The following is a 14977-nucleotide window of genomic DNA, read 5'->3' as shown; positions in this document are numbered from 1 at the left end:
CCGTTTAGTCCTCAGATCCCCACCGTGAAGCCTTGGGTCCAGCTCTGCATGTCGCTGATGATGCTGTCCCACAAACCTGTGACGAGCAGCAGACCGGTGAGGACCAGCATGCCGCCGCCTATGCGCATCACCCACGCATAGTGCTTCTTGACCCAGCCGAATGCCCCGAGTGCCTTGCGGAAGGCGATCGCGGCGAGGATGAAGGGCAGGCCGAGGCCCAGGCAGTAGGCGACGGTCAGCAGTGCCCCGCGGCCCGCGCTCGCCTGGTCGAGGGAGAGGGTGTTGACCGCGGCGAGGGTCGGGCCCATGCAGGGGGTCCAGCCGACGCCGAAGAGCACGCCGAGCAGGGGCGCGCCGAGGAGCCCCGCCGTCGGCTTCTTGTGGAAGCGGAACTCCCGCATCGTGAGCCCGGGGATGGCCCCCATGAAGAAGAGGCCGAGGAGGATCACCAGGGCGCCGAGCACCCGGGAGATGAGCTCCTTGTTCTCCTGGAGGGTCGAGCCGAAGTAGCCGAAGAGTGCGCCGGTGGAGACGAACACGGCGGTGAATCCCGCGATGAACAGGCTCGCGCCCGCCAGCATCCGCCCGCGCCGGGCCTCGGCGAGGTCGGCCCCGCTCACGCCGGTCACGTAGGAGAGGTAACCGGGGACGAGCGGGAGCACGCAGGGGGAGAAGAAGGACACCAGCCCGGCGAGGACCGAGATGGGCAGGGCGAGCAGCAGGGCGCCGCTGAGGACCGTCGTGTTCACGCCGGACCGCTCACTTCTCCGCGAGGAGCGGTTCGATCATCCCGCGCAGCGCCACGTCGTCCATGGCGACCTGGGCGCGTGCGGCGATCCGGCCCTCCTTGTCGAGGACGACGGTGGCGGGGATGGCGCTCGGGTTGAGGGTGCCCTTGGGGAAGCGGAGCATCAGCTTGCCGACGGGGTCGTAGATGCTCGGGTAGGTGATCCCGAAGTCGGTCTCGAAGGAGGCCGCGGTCTGCTTGCTGCTGTCGCGGGTGTTGATGCCGACGAAGGCGACGTCCTTGCCCGCGTCGGCGAACTCCTTGGACACCTTCGCGAAGTGGGGGGCCTCGGCGCGGCAGGGCGCGCACCAGGAGCCCCATACGTTGAGGACGACGACCTTGCCCTTGAGGGTGGATACGTCGAGGGTCGAGCCGTCGACGGTCTCGCCGTCGAGCTTGGGGGCCTCGGTGCGCTCGCCCTGGGCGACGCGGGAGACCCCGCCCGAGCCCGTGACGTAGCCGCCGCCGGAACTGCCGTTCGGCTTGCTGTCCGCATCGGTGCACGCCGTGAGGGTGAGGGCGCTCGCGAGGGACACCGCGGTGAGCAGGAGGGCGCGGCCGCTGGTCGAGCGGCGGCGTCGGGGGGCGCGGCTATGGCTCATGTGAAAAGTTTCGCATGAGCAATTTCCGACTCTGCCGCACCCCCCGGCGGGAGGGCAATGCGCTGGTCAGGGGCTGTCAGGTCGAGGTCATGTACGCGCTCCAGCCGCCGGCGGGCGACTGACCGGGGCCAAGTCCGCGGAGTTTGGCGAGCACCTTGGGGTCCTGGACGTCGAGCCAGTCGGTGAACTGACGGAACGATACGAGCCTTACGTCCCTTTTGTCCGCCATGCCTTTGAGGGCTTCCTCGACGGCGTCCATGTAGATGCCGCCGTTCCACTCCTCGAAGTGGTTGCCGATGAAGAGCGGGGCGCGATTGGTCTCGTAGGCCCGCCGGAAGCCCCCGAGGTAGGTGGCGGTGGCCTGGGTGCGCCAGGCCGGATAGTTGGACGGTACGCCCTTCGTGGTGTTCTTCGACTGGTTGGCGAGGATGTTGTAGTCCATCGACAGCACCTCGAAGGAGTGCCCGGGGAAGGGCAGGGACTGCAGCGGCAGGTCCCAGACCCCGGCCCGCTTCACCGGCCACCGCTGGAGCCCGCCGGGCGAGCTGGAGTCGTAGCGCCAGCCGAGCTTCGCGGCGGTTTCGAGCAGGTTCTCCTGGCCGAGGAGGCAGGGGGTGCGGGCGCCGACCAGTTCCTTGCGGTAGTCGAAGGGCAGCGGCGGCAGGTCGGTGAAGCCGGTGTTCGTTCGCCAGTTGGTGACGAAGGACACGGCCTGGTCGATCTCGCTCTGCCAGTCGGCGGGGCTCCACTTGCCGACGGAGCCGGAGCCGCCGCAGAAGTGGCCGTTGAAGTGGGTGCCTATCTCGTGCCCGTCGAGCCAGGCCTCACGGACGTACCCGATGGTGGAGCGGACGTTCTCGTCCTTGAGGTAGCCGATGTCCGAGGCGCCGACCGGGTTGTTCGGCGGCCGGTAGAGGCTCTTCTTCGACTCGGGCAGCAGATAGAGGCCGGAGAGGAAGAAGGTCATGCTCGCGCCGTGGTCCTTGGCGAGCTTGAGGAAGCGCGGGAAGAGTCCGTTGCCGATCTCTCCCGCGCCGTCCCAGCTGAAGACGACGAACTGCGGCGGTGTCTCGCCGGGCTGGAGGGGCACCGGCTTGGCGGGCTGGCCCGGCTGGGGGCCGGTGTCGGCGGTGGAGCCGTCGCCGATGGCCTTGGCCTGGGGCTTCTCGGGCTTGGGATTCTTGATCGGTCCGGGGGTGCCCGGCTCGGCCTTGTCGGGTGAACCGCAGCCCGCGATGCCCACCGCGGCCGCGGCCCCAAGTCCGAGCCCGAGCACTCCCCTTCGACTGAAGTCGCGCATCTCACCGCCCCCGTCCGTCGCTCGCACAGCTCACGCCATTGCCCATATAAACGGACAATTCGTCAGAACTGGCAGCACTGGAACGGTGATTCCCGGCGCAACTTGTATTTATTTAGGTAAAGCTGTAACGGTTCGTAACAGTCCGTTGATCAGACGATCGACGACCTGTCAGGCGCCGAACGCCTTCGACGCGCCCTTCACGGGCTTCGCCCCGGCCAGCAGGTGCGCCGGGACCAGGTCCCGGGCCGGCTCGCTGTAGCCCACCGACACCAGCTTGTCCCCCTGGAAGGTGAACGACGTCAGCGAGGCGAGCGTGCACTGCCGACGACGCGGGTCGTGCCACAGCCGGCGCTTCTCCGCCCAACTGCGCACGATCCAGATCGGCAGCTGGTGGCTGACCGCCACCGCCTCGTGGCCGCGGGCCGCGTCGCGCGCCGCCTCCAGCGCGCTCATCATCCGGACCACCTGGTCGACGTACGGCTCGCCCCAGGACGGCTTGAACGGGTTCGTCAGGTGCTTCCAGTTGCCCGGCTTGCGCAGCGCGCCGTCGCCGACACCGAAGGTCTTGCCCTCGAAGACGTTCTCCGCCTCCAGCAGCCGAGCGTCCGTCGCCAGGTCCAGGCCGTGCGCCTTGGCGATCGGCTCCGCCGTCTCCTGCGCACGCTCCAGCGGCGAGGACACCACGTAGGTGATGTCCCGGCCCTTCAGGTGCTCCGCGACCCGGTCCGCCATCTGCCGGCCCAGGTCGGAGAGGTGGTAACCCGCGCGGCGCCCGTACAGGACCCCGTCCGGGTTGTGCACCTCGCCGTGGCGCACCAGGTGCACGACGGTGATGCCGTTCGTGGGGGCTGTGCTCATGCGGTGGCCTCCGCGGCGGCCCGGGCGGCGGCGGGCAGGGCCGCCGCGATCCGCTCGATCGCCTGCTCGTCGTGGGCGGTGGACACGAACCAGGACTCGAACGCGGACGGCGGCAGGTAGACGCCCTGCGCCAGCATCGAGTGGAAGAAGCCGTTGAAGCGGAAGCCTTCCTGCTTCTTGGCGTCGTCGTAGTTGCGGACCTCGTCCTCGGTGAAGAACACGGAGAACATGTTCGACGCGGTCTGCAGCCGGTGCGCCACGCCCTCCTTGGCCAGCGCCGCCGTCACCAGGCCCTGGATCTCCTTCGAGACCGCGTTGACCTTGTCGTACGCCGCGTCGTCCAGCAGCCGCAGCTGCGCGAGACCGGCCGCGGTGGCGATCGGGTTCCCGGAGAGCGTGCCGGCCTGGTAGACGGGCCCGGCGGGCGCGAGGTGACCCATGACGTCCGCCCGGCCGCCGAAGGCAGCCGCCGGGAAGCCGCCGCCCATGACCTTGCCGAAGGTCATCAGGTCGGGCTTGACCCCGTCCACGCCGTACCAGCCGGCGCGGGACGTACGGAAACCCGTCATGACCTCGTCGGAGATGTACAGGGCGCCGTTCTCACGGCAGAGGTCGGCGAGCCCCTGGTTGAAACCGTCGAGCGGGGTCACCACGCCCATGTTGCCGGGCGCGGCCTCGGTGATCACGCAGGCGATCTCGCCGGGGTGCGCGGCGAAGGCCGCCCGTACCGCTTCGAGGTCGTTGTAGGGGAGCACGATCGTGTCGCCCGCCTGCGCGCCGGTGACACCGGGGGTGTCCGGCAGCGCGAAGGTCGCGAGGCCGGAACCGGCGGCGGCCAGCAGCGCGTCCACATGGCCGTGGTAGCAGCCCGCGAACTTCACGACCTTGGCCCGGCCGGTGAAACCGCGCGCGAGGCGGATCGCCGACATCGTGGCCTCGGTACCGGAGGAAACCAGCCGGACCTGCTCGACCGGCTCGATCCGGTCGACGATCTCCTCGGCGAGCGCGACCTCGCCCTCACCGGGCGTGCCGAAGGAGGTCCCGCGGGCGACGGCGGCCTGGACGGCCTCGATCACCTCGGGGTGGGAATGGCCGAGGATCATCGGTCCCCACGAGCACACGAGGTCGACGTACTCGCGACCGTCGGCGTCGGTGAGGTACGGACCGGTCCCGGACACCATGAACCGGGGCGTACCGCCCACGGCGCGGAAGGCGCGCACGGGAGAGTTCACGCCGCCGGGGGTCACGAGGGAGGCGCGCTCGAAGAGCGTCTGCGAAACTGGGGCTTCATACGGGTACGGGTAGCTCACACCAGCCATGGTCTCAGAGGCCGCGACAGACTTGCGGGCGGGCGTTTCACCGCGTCGCCGCGGGGGAGGTCACTGCCATGATGATCAGGCTGCGTGGCGGGGGCCGCGGGGCCGGGGCGAGCAAGACCAGTCGGGTGGAGATATGCAACGCGGTGGTGGACCGGGCGAGGGTACGGGCGACCTCGACCCGCAGCGCGCCCGTGAAGCCCGCGAGGCCCGCCGTCGGGGCAAGCACCGCAGGCGTGCCGCGGAAGCCGCCGACGCCGTGCCCGGGCCCAGCCTGCCGTCGGACGACGACCTGCCCAAGGGCGGCCGGGGCATGGGAGTGACCTACCGGTACTTCGGCGCCCCCGACGGCGCGAGCGCCGCCCGGGTCCCGGTGACGATGCGCCCGGAGGAGCTCGGCGGCGACGAGCTCGGCATGGGCGGGCTCTTCAGCAAGATCAAGCCGGAGACGGTGGCCGCGATGGTCCTGACCGGCATCGAGGGCATACCCCTCCACAAGGTCCCGCCGCTGGAGCTGGTCGTCCTGCACCCCGACTACGCGGTGGTCAAGCTCCCGATGACGGTGATCGACCCGCTGCGCGGCATCGGCGAGGAGTCGGTGGGCGCGGCGGCCTTCATCTGGTCCACGGTTCCGGACCGCGGCGGCCCGAGCGACGCGTTCAACGTCTACCAGCTGCTCCACGAGTGGCAGGACTTCTCGCACCGCCTCCACGAGAACGGGCATCAGGCGTACTGCCTGGTCTGGCCCTGACCCGACCGGTCCGGCGGAGCGCCGGGCCGGTGGTCGTGGGCGGTCGCGGGTGGTCGCGGGGTCAGTCCTCTTCGTGCTCGTTCCACGCGCGGAGTTTCTCCGGGTTGCGGACCGCCCAGATGGCGGTGACTCGGCCGTCGGCGATCTCGAACGCCGCCACGGTCACGGAGATCCCGGTGTGCTGGGCGACCAGGCCGGGCCGGCCGTTGACCGTGCGTTCCAGGAGGGTCAGTCCGGGGGCCTTGTCGGCGATGTGGATCAGGTACTGGGCGATGCTACGGCCGCCCACGACCGGGCGCAGGACGGTGCCGACCATGCCGCCGCCGTCGGCGGTCATCGTGGCGTCCGGGTCGAGGAGACCGACGAGGGCCTCGATGTCCTTGGCCTCCCACGCCTCCTTGAAATTCCGCACCAGACCGGCCTGTCCGGCCGCCGGAGCCGACCCGGTCCGCGCGGCGCGGACGCGCCGGCGGCCCGAGGACGCCAGCTGCCGGCAGGCCGCGGGGGTGCGGCCGACGATCCCGGCGACTTCGGCGAAGGGGTAGCGGAAGACTTCGTGCAGGACGAACGCCACGCGTTCGGCCGGCGTCATCGACTCCAGGACGACGAGGAAGGCCATGTTCACCGACTCGTCCAGGGTGATCCGGTCGGCGGGGTCGGCCGGTTCGCCCCCGCCCCCGTCCGCCCGCACGCTCGTCCACTCCGAACGGTCCGGCAGCGGCTCGGGGACCCACGCCCCGACGTAGCGCTCACGCCGGGCCCGCGCCGAACCGAGCACGTCCAGGCAGATACGGCCGGCCACCGTCGTCAGCCAGGCGCCGGGCGACTCGATGGCCTCCTGCTGCCGCCGCGACATCGCGTACCAGCGGGTGTAGGTCTCCTGCACGGCGTCCTCGGCCTCGGCCACCGAACCCAGCAGCCGGTAGGCGATGTTGATCAGATGCCGCCGCTCCCCGACGACCGCGCTCAGATCCGGCTCGGACTGGTCGTACGCCGGTTCGACTGAGGTGCTCATGGTCGCGGTCGCCCCCTGGTTCTTCTCGTCTCCGACGCCTGGCCTCACATTTCCAGGGCCTGCGTCGTCGGACTGTCGAGACACTACCGACCACCGCCGCGAGGCAGAACAGAGGTCCACATCATGGCCGTTGAGACGATGCCGGCGCAGACGACGACAGCAGTGCCCGGGACCGCCTTCCTGAAGGCGGCGATCGGCTTGCAGACCCTGACCCTCTTCTTCCAGGCGGTCAGCGCCGGTCTGCTGCTGTCCACCTCCTACGGCGAGACGCTGCACGGCGTCGGCGCGCGCGTGACGTACGGCGCGACGATGGTGTACGTGCTCGCCGCGGTCCTGGCGTGGAAGCCGGGCGGGGGATCGCCCCGCCCGATCCTCTACTCGACCGGCTTCCTCGTGCTCTCCTCGGTGCAGGTGATCCTCGGCATAGCGCACATGCCGATGCTCCATGTCCCGCTCGGCGTCGCGATGTTCGGCCTGACCGTGCTGGACCTGGGCCGGGTCCTGACTACGACTGCTTCTTCCAGAGCGTCACTTCGGTGAGGTACGTCGGGATGTCGTGCAGTTTGTCGGTCGAGGGCTCGATGGCAAGGATCTTCACCATCGCCAGGTTGCCCTTGGTCGTGACCGTGCAGAGCAGGTCGCCCTTGACGATGGCGCTGTCCGCTCCGGTCAGGGCGGCCCCGTCCAGCTTGTCGGGGATCGGGTTCGTGGCGGCTCCTGCCGCGCACTCCTCGGGGGTGGGGCCCTTGCTCTTGCCGAACGGCGTTCCGGTCGTGAGGAAGTCGAATCCCATCTGCAGTTCGCGGTTGCTGTAGCCGATCTCGCCGAACGGCGCGACCTTCGGGAAGTCGAGGTCGACGTCGTTGTACTTGCCGAATTCCCGGGGGGACAGGAGCTTCACCGGGGTGTCCTTGAACACCGCCGTGTATGCGGGGGCGGCAGGGGTCTGGGGCGCGGCGGACGTCGGGGCCTGGGCCTGTGCCCCGGACGCAGAGGACTTCGACGGATCCGCCGCCTTGTCCCCGCCCTTGCTCTCGGTCCCGGCCTTGCCGTCGGCGCGCGTGAGGTACCAGGTGCCGCCCGCGGCCAGGGCGACGGCCAGGATCCCCGCACCCACGATCAGGGGCACCCGACTGCGGCCCCGGTTCGCGGGGGCGGGGGCCGACGCGGGCACAGGCGCGGAGGCGGCGGCCGTGGCGGCGCCGTAGATCCCGGCCTGGGCGCCGGCCGGTCCCTGCGTCGGGGCGTACGGCTGCTGGGCGACCGGCCCGGGCGCCTGGGTCGGGGCGTACGCCGGGGCCTGCGTCGGCGCGTACGCCGGGGCCTGCGTCGGCGCGTACGTCGGCGCCTGCGTCGGCGCGTACGGCGCGCTGTGCGCGGGCATGGGCGGGGTCTGCGGCTGCGGGGGCGCGGCCTGCGGCCGCAGGGGCGCCTGGGCGAGCTGCTCCCGGCGGGCTATCTCCGCCGTGAGCCCGGCGGGCAGCCAGTCCTTGAACTCGCGCAGCGGTCGCCCCGCCAGCCGCTCGCACCACTCGGCCAGCTCGGCGGTCCCGGGCCGCCGGGCGGCGTCGGCCGTCAGGCAGCGCTCCAGCAGGGGCCGCAGTTGGTCCGGGTAGCCGCTCAGGTCCGGTGCCTGCTGCGGGGTGTTGGCGATCGAGGCGGCGATCGAGATGCCCGAGCCGTCGCCGTACGGGTGGCGTCCGGTGGCCACGACCGCGGCGATCAGTCCCAGCGCGAAGACGTCGGTCGCCGGGGTGACCTCACGGCCCAGGGCGTGTTCGGGCGACATGTACTGCGGCGTGCCGATGAACCCGCCGCTGCGCGTGAGCTGGGTGGCGTCGGTCGCGCGGGCGATGCCGAAGTCGATCACCCAGGGGCCGTTCGAGCCCAGCAGGATGTTGCCGGGCTTCAGGTCGCGGTGGATCACCGACGCGGCGTGCACGGCGTGGAGGGCCTGCGCGGTGCAGCCGATCAGCTGGAACGCGGCGGCCAGCGGGAGCGGCCCGTGGGCGGCGAGCGCGTCGTCCAGCGCCAGTCCCGGCACGTAGGCACTGGCGAGCCAGGGCTGTTCGCCGCTGGTGTCGTGGTCCACGACCGGCACGATGTGGTAGCCCTGCACGCGCCGCGCCGCCTGGACCTCGCGCTCGAACCGGGCACGGAACTCCTGGTCCTGGGCGAACTCGCGCCGGATGACCTTCAGCGCGACCGGCTGGTTGCCCCGCGTCCGGGAAAGGTAGACCGATCCCATGCCGCCTTCGCCGATCCGCGCGAGCAGCCGGTAACCGGCGATCTCCTGTGGATCGTTCGGCCCGAGCGGACTCAGCACGGACGGTTCCGCGTTCGAGGCGTTGGCCATCAGTTCCCCCTAGACGATCAAGAAGTTGAGATCGTATAGGGGTTCGCCACAGGCATTCCAAAACCCTTCGGCCACCGAGACGAACACACCTATGCTGCGGCGGTGACCACTCCCGCCGATCCCGCCAAGCCCTCGCGCCGCGCGCTCATCGCGCTGACCGCGCTGCTCGTCGTGGTGTTCGCCGCCTTCGGAGCCTGGCGGTGGTGGGACCGTGCGCAGGACGGCGAGTTCAGCGCCGATCCGGACTTCTGCCGGCTCGTCACTCCCGAGACCGTCCACCGGCTCGTGCCCGAGGCGTACGGCGGGCGCGCCGACGCGGCGTCGTGCAGCTGGGCCGCCCCGCGCGAGAAGGGCGCGTACCGGGCGGGCGTCCATCTCTTCGCGAGCCGCCTCACCGTGGACCTGGCCCGCAAGGACATCCGCGAACAGCGCACCGGCGGCGAACTCGGCTGGGAGAAGGACACCCAGGAGGAGCTGTCCGGCCTCGGCGACGAAGCGTTCCTGCGCTTCCGGCCGCCCACTCCCGGCAAGGAGATCACCGCTCAGGTCGTCTTCCGCCGCAGCAACATGGTGGTCTCCCTCGCCTACGCGCGCGGCGACGACGACCGCCAGGCCGCCCGGGCCGGGGCCGTCGACGCCGCCCGTGAGGCCGCCGCCCGGCTGACGCCCTGAGCGCGAGGGCTACGGACCGCGGGCCGCGGCGGCAGGCCGCGCACTACGCCAGGAGCTTCGCCTTGGCGCGGTCGAACTCCTCCTGGGTGATGTCGCCCTTGTCCTTGAGCGCGGCGAGCTTGTGCAGTTCGTCCGCCGAACCGCCGCCACCGCCGGTCCCGGCCGTCTTGCGGACGTAGTCCTGGAAAGCGGCCTCGCTCTCCTTCATCTGCTTCGCGTCCCGCTCGGCCATGCTCTTGCCGCGGGCGATGAGGTAGATGAAGACGCCGAGGAACGGGAGGATGATGACGAAGATCAGCCATCCCGCCTTGCCCCATCCGCTCATGCTGTGGTCACGGAAGATGTCCGTGATGATCTTGAAGAGCAGGAAGAACCACAGCACCCACAGGAACAGCCACAGCATCGTCCAGAAGAGGTTGAGCAGCGGGTAATCGTCCATGCCCTACTCCGATCGTCTCCGCCCAAATGCGGATCTTTCACCCTTCCCATCTTTCATACCTCCCGGTGATCGGAGTCGCACGCTGAGCAGGAGACGCCCGACGATGGGCACATGAGCCTCCCCGACGGCCGGCGGCGCCGCCGCGTCATCATCGGCCACATGGTCCGCTCGGTGGCATCGGCAGCCCTGCTGACCTGGCTGTACTACGCGGTCCCGCTGAACCGCGGGGTGGGCGTCGTCACCGTCGTGACGCTGCTCGCGGGACTGTCCCTGTTCGGCGCGGTGGTCGTCTGGCAGACCTCCGCCATCGCCCGTTCGGAGTATCCGAGACTGCGCGGCGTCGAGGCCCTGGCCACCGCGGTGCCGTTGTTCCTGGTGCTGTTCTCCTCGGTGTACTTCCTGATCTCCCAGGAGGCCCCGGCCACGTTCTCCGAGCCGATGAACAGGACCGATGCCCTGTACTTCACGGTCACCGTGTTCGCGACCGTCGGATTCGGGGACATCACCCCCGTGTCCGAGGCCACCCGCGCGCTGACCACCTTCCAGATGATCGCCGACCTGGTCGTGGTCGGCGTGGTCGCCAAGGCGCTCTTCGGTGCCGTCCGGGTGGGACTGCGGCGCAAGGGGGACGACGACGGCCCCGACTAGGCCGTCTCCGCCGCAGAGGGGGACCCAACCGCACGCCGTAGGCTTCCCGCATGGCGGAACACGAGGACCTCGCGGTACGGCTGGCGCCCTGGACGGCGGACGACTTCTGGCTGCTGGAGCGCAAGAACGAGCCCGTGATGACCGAACACCTCGGCGGCCCGGAGACGGCCGCCAAACTCGCCGACCGCCAGCGGCGCTACGAGGCCATGAGCGCCCGGGAGCCGGCCGCCGGGCGGATGTTCCGGGTGGTGCTGGAACCGGCCGGCGAGAGCGTCGGCTCCATCGGCTTCTGGGAACGGGAGTGGCAGGGCGAGCCGGTGTACGAGACCGGCTGGGGCATCCTGCCCGAGTACCAGGGGCGGGGCCTCGCGGTGGTCGCGCTGCGGGAGCTCCTCGCGTACGTCCGCGCCCACGGCTCCCCCGCCCGCGAGACCCTCCACGCCTTCCCCGGCACCGACCACCCGGCCTCGAACTCCGTAGCCCGCCGGGCGGGCTTCGTCTGCGTCGGCGAGATCGAGTTCGAGTACCCGCCCGGGGTTCCCCACCCGAGCAACGACTGGCGCCACCGAATCAGGGGCTGAACGCCCGAGGGCCCGGGGGCCCGAGGGCCCGGGGGCCGGGGCCCGGGGGCCCGAGGGCCCGGGGGCCGGGGCCCGGGGGCCGGGGCCCGGGGGCCGGGGCCCGGGGGCCGGGGCCCGGGGGCCCGGAAGCCCGGAGACCCGGAAGCCCGGAGACCCGGAAGCCCGGAGACCCGGAGACCCGGAAGCCCGGAAGCCCGGCGGCCGGAGGCCCGGAGGCCCGGGAGTCCGGAAGCCCGGAGGCCCCGGGCCTGAGAGCCTGAGGGCCTGAGGGCCTGAGGGCCTGAGGGCCTGAGGGCCTGAGGGCCTGAGGGCCTGAGGGCCTGAGGGCCTGAGGGCCTGAGGGCCGCCCCCCGTGCGGCCCTCACGCCTCCCGCCGGTCGTCCCGGACCCGCCCGGTCACGGGGTCAGGATGATCCGGCCCCGCACGCCGGGGGTGGCCAGCCGGTCGTGCGCCTTGGCGGCGTCCACGAGGTCGATGACCTCCGCGACCCGCAGCGCGAGGTCGCCCGCCTCGACCAGGGAGACCAGGCGCGCCAGGTGCTCCCCGTCCGCGGCGACCTCCTGCTCCACCACCCGTATCCCGCGCTCCGCGGCCGGGGCCGCGCCCGGGATCACGCCGACGTAGACACCGCCGTCGCGGACGAAGCCCAGCGCGGGCCCACCCAGTACGGCCGTGTCCAGCACCCCGTCCACCGGCTCGGCCGGGCCCTCTCCGCGCCGTACGAAGCCGGTCGCGCCCAGGGAGCGCAGGTACGCCTCGTCGTCGGCGCCCGCGAGGGCCGTCACGGCCAGCCCCGCCCGCACCGCGAGCTGGACCGCGAGCGCTCCGACCACCCCGGCGGCGCCGGTGACCAGCACCGAGGCGCCGGGTGCGAGGCCGAGCAAGTCCACGGAGCGGGCCGCGGTGAGTCCGGCGAGCGGGAGGCCCGCCGCGGTCGCGGTGTCCACGCCGGCCGGGGCGGCGGCGATGGCCGTCGCGTCGAGGACCACGTACTCCGCGTGCGTGCCCAGCGGCTTCACCGTCCCGTAGTGCAGACCGACGACCTGCTGCCCGGCGGTCCAGTCGGCCACCCCGGCGCCGACCTCGTCGATCTCCCCCGCCACGTCCCAGCCGAGGCCGATCCGCTGCCCCTCCCCGCCGAAGACCCCGGCGCGGACCCCGGCGTCCACCGGGTTGAGCCCGGCCGCCCGGACCCGGATCCGCACCTGCCCGGCCTCCGGGCGCGGAACCTCCACCTCGGCGATCCGGACGTTCTCCGGTCCGCCGAACGCGTCCACGACCACTGCCTTCATCGTTGCGCCGCTCATGATCTCTCCCCGTCGTGCTCATCGAGCCGTTCGTTCCTGGTGAGCACTAACCTAGGGAGAGGTACTCTCTTTTCGTAAGTACGTACTTCCGGGTGCGTACCCGACCCGGAAGTGGGGCACCCATGGCCACCCGCACCGCCGCGGCCCGCCGCGAAGAAGCCCGCCACGCCTACGACGCCTTCCTCAAGGAATGCCCCACCGGGCAACTCCTGGCCCGCATCAGCGACAAGTGGGTCGGCCTCGTCGTCAGCGCCCTCGCCCAGGCCGACGACCGCTCCATGCGCTACAGCGACCTCGGCCGCAAGATCCCCGGCGTCAGCCAGAAGATGCTCACCCAGACCCTGCGCTCCCTGGAACGCGACGGCATCGTCACCCGCACCGTGACCCCCACCGTCCCCGTCCGCGTCGACTACCGGCTCACCGAACTCGGCGACAGCCTCGGCTGCCTGCTCTCCTCGGTGAAACTGTGGGCCGAGAACCACTTCGAGAAGGTCGCCGCCCACCGCCAGGCCTACGACGCGAACGCGAACGCGGCCGAGACCGCGGCCCAGACCGCCGCCGCCCACTAAAACCCCGGCGCCCCACACCCCCTCAGTGGCATGCTGACAAGGTGAACGGACCCGGCATTCAGCTCACCCTCGCCCCCGACCTGCGCCTCTTCGCCGCACCCAGCAGGCGCGCGGACCGCGTACCGACGGCCACCGACGGCGCCTCCAGCCTCGGACACGTCGTCGAATCCGCCGGGGTTCCGCTCACCGAAGTCGGCCGCCTCCTCGTCGACGGCCACGAGGTCCCCGTCTCGTACGTCCCCCAAGACGGCCAGAACGTCGAGGTGTTCGGCGTCGAGCGGCCCCAGCGCGTGGGCGGCGCCCCGCTCCGCTTCCTCCTCGACGTCCACCTCGGCACCCTCGCCCGCCGCCTGCGCCTGCTCGGCGTCGACGCCGCCTACGAGAACGAGGACATCGGCGACCCGGCCCTCGCCACCCGCTCCGCCGCCGAACAGCGCGTACTGCTCTCCCGCGACCGCGGACTGCTGCGCCGCCGCGAGCTCTTCGCCGGCGCGTACGTCTACAGCGACAACCCGGACGAGCAACTGCGCGACGTACTCGGCCGGTTCGCACCCGCCCTCGCACCGTGGACCCGCTGCACCGCCTGCAACGGGCCGCTCCACGAAGCCGACAAGGACAGCGTCGGCGACCGCCTGGAGCACGGCACGCACCGCTCCTACGACGTGTTCGCACAGTGCACCGACTGCGAACGCGTCTACTGGCGCGGCGCCCACCACGCCCGCCTGGAGCGGATCGTCGAAGAGGCCCTCACCGAATTCGGCACCGCGGACCAGGCCCAGGCCCAGACCCAGACCCAGGCTCAGAAGGCATAGGCGTCACCGGTGTCCAGCGCGAGCACCACGTGCTCGTTGTTCGCACTGTCGCGGTCGGTCGCGCCCCCGTTCCACCACGTGTCCACCCGCACCACCACCTCCGACGCCCGCTCCCGCAGCCCCAGCGCCATCCCGATGTGCCGGCCGTGCCCGTGCAACGCCATCGGCCCGGTCTCGCACACCACCTCCCGCAGCCCGGCCCGCACACAGCCGGCCGGCAGTTCCTGGCGGTCCGCGAGATCGGCCGACAGCCGCACCCGCAGCGTCGCGTTCGGCACCGCCGACGGCCCGTCGTTCTCCGGCACCAGCCAGATCCGCAACCGCTCCCCGGCCAGGGCCACCCGGCCGTGGTACGAGACATCCGCCTCCGGCCCGGCCCAGGCCCCCGCGGGAGCCGCCGTCCCCAACGCCAGCAGCCCGGACAACCCCGCCACCACCACACCCGACACGGCAACACGGCGCATCGCCACGACCTCCTCCTCACGGTGCTCTTCGCGCGGAGGCTAGCCGGCGCCGACCCCGTCCAGTCGGACCATCACACGAATGAGGGCGAGGCATACCCCCATCCGCCCGCCGCCCCCTGCATAGGCTTCCGGCCATGTCGATCACCCGCTCCATCGCCCTCTTCGCCCTCGCCGCCCTCCTGGAGATCGGCGGCGCCTGGCTCGTCTGGCAGGGCGTCCGCGAACACAAGGGGTGGGCGTGGATCGGCGCCGGAGTCATCGCCCTGGGCCTCTACGGTTTCGTCGCCACCCTCCAGCCCCAGGGCGACTTCGCCCGCGTCCTCGCCGCCTACGGCGGGGTCTTCGTCGCCGGCTCCCTCGCCTGGGGCGTCATCGCCGACGGCTACCGCCCCGACCGCTGGGACATCGCCGGAGCCCTCGTCTGCCTCGCCGGCATGGCCGTGATCATGTACGCCCCGCGCGGCCGCTGAGCCCCGCCCGTCCCGCCTATGCTGGCGAG

The 14977-nt window shown here is 71.7% G+C and carries 18 protein-coding genes; 8 read left to right on the top strand and 10 right to left on the bottom strand.

Annotated features, from left to right (window positions below):
* Positions 1 to 11: 11 nt before the first annotated feature.
* The 5 genes from ACIQ5Y_RS09395 to hemL all read right to left on the bottom strand — a co-directional run bounded on the left by ACIQ5Y_RS09395 (position 12) and on the right by hemL (position 4866).
* On the bottom strand, positions 12 to 749 hold the full coding sequence (locus ACIQ5Y_RS09395; RefSeq protein ID WP_403877124.1) for a cytochrome c biogenesis CcdA family protein: 738 nt from the start codon (positions 747 to 749) through the stop codon (positions 12 to 14).
* Positions 750 to 759: 10 nt separating this feature from the next.
* Positions 760 to 1389, bottom strand: coding sequence for a TlpA family protein disulfide reductase (locus ACIQ5Y_RS09390; protein ID WP_403877121.1), 630 nt, complete (start codon positions 1387 to 1389; stop codon positions 760 to 762).
* Between the two features lie 76 nt (positions 1390 to 1465).
* Positions 1466 to 2689, bottom strand: coding sequence for a hypothetical protein (locus ACIQ5Y_RS09385; protein ID WP_403877118.1), 1224 nt, complete (start codon positions 2687 to 2689; stop codon positions 1466 to 1468).
* A 168-nt stretch (positions 2690 to 2857) separates the two neighbouring features.
* Positions 2858 to 3547, bottom strand: coding sequence for a histidine phosphatase family protein (locus tag ACIQ5Y_RS09380; protein WP_403877115.1), 690 nt, complete (start codon positions 3545 to 3547; stop codon positions 2858 to 2860).
* Entirely contained in the window at positions 3544 to 4866 is a 1323-nt protein-coding gene (hemL, locus tag ACIQ5Y_RS09375) for a glutamate-1-semialdehyde 2,1-aminomutase (protein ID WP_403877112.1), read from the bottom strand. Before hemL ends, ACIQ5Y_RS09380 begins: the two co-directional genes overlap by 4 nt.
* Positions 4867 to 5176: 310 nt before the next feature.
* Here hemL and ACIQ5Y_RS09370 point away from each other — a divergent pair, with 310 nt between their 5' ends.
* Entirely contained in the window at positions 5177 to 5614 is a 438-nt protein-coding gene (locus ACIQ5Y_RS09370; RefSeq protein ID WP_403877476.1) for a hypothetical protein, read from the top strand.
* A 61-nt stretch (positions 5615 to 5675) separates the two neighbouring features.
* Here the strand turns inward: ACIQ5Y_RS09370 and sigJ are convergent, their stop codons facing one another.
* Positions 5676 to 6629, bottom strand: a complete 954-nt coding sequence (gene sigJ, locus ACIQ5Y_RS09365) for an RNA polymerase sigma factor SigJ (protein ID WP_403877110.1) — start codon at positions 6627 to 6629, stop codon at positions 5676 to 5678.
* 123 nt (positions 6630 to 6752) lie between these two features.
* Here sigJ and ACIQ5Y_RS09360 point away from each other — a divergent pair, with 123 nt between their 5' ends.
* Positions 6753 to 7169: a hypothetical protein gene (locus tag ACIQ5Y_RS09360; RefSeq protein ID WP_403877107.1), complete on the top strand. Its 417-nt coding sequence runs from the start codon at positions 6753 to 6755 to the stop codon at positions 7167 to 7169.
* Here ACIQ5Y_RS09360 and ACIQ5Y_RS09355 read toward each other — a convergent pair.
* The gene (locus ACIQ5Y_RS09355; RefSeq protein ID WP_403877104.1) at positions 7135 to 8985 is read right to left on the bottom strand and encodes a protein kinase; all 1851 of its coding nucleotides are present in this window, start codon (positions 8983 to 8985) and stop codon (positions 7135 to 7137) included. The two genes, ACIQ5Y_RS09360 and ACIQ5Y_RS09355, sit on opposite strands and share 35 nt — an antisense overlap.
* A 102-nt stretch (positions 8986 to 9087) precedes the next feature.
* On the opposite strand from ACIQ5Y_RS09355, the gene ACIQ5Y_RS09350 reads away from it, so the two are divergent.
* On the top strand, positions 9088 to 9657 hold the full coding sequence (locus tag ACIQ5Y_RS09350; RefSeq protein ID WP_403877101.1) for a hypothetical protein: 570 nt from the start codon (positions 9088 to 9090) through the stop codon (positions 9655 to 9657).
* Positions 9658 to 9700: 43 nt separating this feature from the next.
* On the opposite strand, the gene ACIQ5Y_RS09345 is transcribed toward ACIQ5Y_RS09350, so the two are convergent.
* Positions 9701 to 10096, bottom strand: coding sequence for an SHOCT domain-containing protein (locus tag ACIQ5Y_RS09345; protein ID WP_403877098.1), 396 nt, complete (start codon positions 10094 to 10096; stop codon positions 9701 to 9703).
* 111 nt (positions 10097 to 10207) lie between these two features.
* Between ACIQ5Y_RS09345 and ACIQ5Y_RS09340 the strand changes: the two genes are divergently transcribed.
* Positions 10208 to 10744 (top strand): potassium channel family protein, encoded by a 537-nt coding sequence (locus tag ACIQ5Y_RS09340; protein ID WP_403877096.1) that lies wholly within the window; start codon positions 10208 to 10210, stop codon positions 10742 to 10744.
* Positions 10745 to 10794: 50 nt separating this feature from the next.
* Entirely contained in the window at positions 10795 to 11325 is a 531-nt protein-coding gene (locus ACIQ5Y_RS09335) for a GNAT family N-acetyltransferase (protein WP_403877093.1), read from the top strand.
* Positions 11326 to 11721: 396 nt separating this feature from the next.
* On the opposite strand, the gene ACIQ5Y_RS09330 is transcribed toward ACIQ5Y_RS09335, so the two are convergent.
* Positions 11722 to 12618, bottom strand: coding sequence for an NADP-dependent oxidoreductase (locus ACIQ5Y_RS09330; RefSeq protein WP_403877474.1), 897 nt, complete (start codon positions 12616 to 12618; stop codon positions 11722 to 11724).
* Between the two features lie 137 nt (positions 12619 to 12755).
* Here ACIQ5Y_RS09330 and ACIQ5Y_RS09325 point away from each other — a divergent pair, with 137 nt between their 5' ends.
* Together ACIQ5Y_RS09325 and ACIQ5Y_RS09320 are read left to right on the top strand one after the other, a co-directional pair.
* Positions 12756 to 13202: a winged helix-turn-helix transcriptional regulator gene (locus tag ACIQ5Y_RS09325; protein ID WP_403877090.1), complete on the top strand. Its 447-nt coding sequence runs from the start codon at positions 12756 to 12758 to the stop codon at positions 13200 to 13202.
* A gap of 41 nt (positions 13203 to 13243) precedes the next feature.
* Positions 13244 to 14014 (top strand): Mut7-C RNAse domain-containing protein, encoded by a 771-nt coding sequence (locus ACIQ5Y_RS09320; RefSeq protein ID WP_403877087.1) that lies wholly within the window; start codon positions 13244 to 13246, stop codon positions 14012 to 14014.
* On the opposite strand, the gene ACIQ5Y_RS09315 is transcribed toward ACIQ5Y_RS09320, so the two are convergent.
* Positions 14002 to 14478 carry a hypothetical protein gene (locus tag ACIQ5Y_RS09315; RefSeq protein ID WP_403877084.1) on the bottom strand — a complete coding sequence of 159 codons (477 nt, stop codon included), beginning with the start codon at positions 14476 to 14478 and terminating at the stop codon, positions 14002 to 14004. The two genes, ACIQ5Y_RS09320 and ACIQ5Y_RS09315, sit on opposite strands and share 13 nt — an antisense overlap.
* 134 nt (positions 14479 to 14612) lie before the next feature.
* Here ACIQ5Y_RS09315 and ACIQ5Y_RS09310 point away from each other — a divergent pair, with 134 nt between their 5' ends.
* Positions 14613 to 14948: a YnfA family protein gene (locus tag ACIQ5Y_RS09310; protein WP_403877082.1), complete on the top strand. Its 336-nt coding sequence runs from the start codon at positions 14613 to 14615 to the stop codon at positions 14946 to 14948.
* The last annotated feature ends 29 nt before the right edge of the window (positions 14949 to 14977 follow it).

It is taken from the genome of Streptomyces sp. NPDC096339, from assembly GCF_044762985.1.
GTDB lineage: Bacteria > Actinomycetota > Actinomycetes > Streptomycetales > Streptomycetaceae > Streptomyces.
This window is presented reverse-complemented; position numbering and strand designations above follow the sequence as displayed.

Bases quoted from the DNA above. Each gene is read 5' to 3' on its own strand.
- ACIQ5Y_RS09345 (WP_403877098.1), bottom strand. From the start codon at position 10,096: ATGGACGATTACCCGCTGCTCAACCTCTTCTGGACGATGCTGTGGCTG.
- ACIQ5Y_RS09340 (WP_403877096.1), top strand. From the start codon at position 10,208: ATGAGCCTCCCCGACGGCCGGCGGCGCCGCCGCGTCATCATCGGCCAC.
- ACIQ5Y_RS09370 (WP_403877476.1), top strand. From the start codon at position 5,177: ATGGGAGTGACCTACCGGTACTTCGGCGCCCCCGACGGCGCGAGCGCC.
- ACIQ5Y_RS09330 (WP_403877474.1), bottom strand. From the start codon at position 12,618: ATGAAGGCAGTGGTCGTGGACGCGTTCGGCGGACCGGAGAACGTCCGG.
- ACIQ5Y_RS09380 (WP_403877115.1), bottom strand. From the start codon at position 3,547: ATGAGCACAGCCCCCACGAACGGCATCACCGTCGTGCACCTGGTGCGC.
- ACIQ5Y_RS09355 (WP_403877104.1), bottom strand. From the start codon at position 8,985: ATGGCCAACGCCTCGAACGCGGAACCGTCCGTGCTGAGTCCGCTCGGG.
- ACIQ5Y_RS09360 (WP_403877107.1), top strand. From the start codon at position 6,753: ATGGCCGTTGAGACGATGCCGGCGCAGACGACGACAGCAGTGCCCGGG.
- ACIQ5Y_RS09385 (WP_403877118.1), bottom strand. From the start codon at position 2,689: ATGCGCGACTTCAGTCGAAGGGGAGTGCTCGGGCTCGGACTTGGGGCC.
- ACIQ5Y_RS09390 (WP_403877121.1), bottom strand. From the start codon at position 1,389: ATGAGCCATAGCCGCGCCCCCCGACGCCGCCGCTCGACCAGCGGCCGC.
- ACIQ5Y_RS09315 (WP_403877084.1), bottom strand. From the start codon at position 14,478: ATGCGCCGTGTTGCCGTGTCGGGTGTGGTGGTGGCGGGGTTGTCCGGG.
- ACIQ5Y_RS09325 (WP_403877090.1), top strand. From the start codon at position 12,756: ATGGCCACCCGCACCGCCGCGGCCCGCCGCGAAGAAGCCCGCCACGCC.
- sigJ (WP_403877110.1), bottom strand. From the start codon at position 6,629: ATGAGCACCTCAGTCGAACCGGCGTACGACCAGTCCGAGCCGGATCTG.
- ACIQ5Y_RS09310 (WP_403877082.1), top strand. From the start codon at position 14,613: ATGTCGATCACCCGCTCCATCGCCCTCTTCGCCCTCGCCGCCCTCCTG.
- ACIQ5Y_RS09335 (WP_403877093.1), top strand. From the start codon at position 10,795: ATGGCGGAACACGAGGACCTCGCGGTACGGCTGGCGCCCTGGACGGCG.
- hemL (WP_403877112.1), bottom strand. From the start codon at position 4,866: ATGGCTGGTGTGAGCTACCCGTACCCGTATGAAGCCCCAGTTTCGCAG.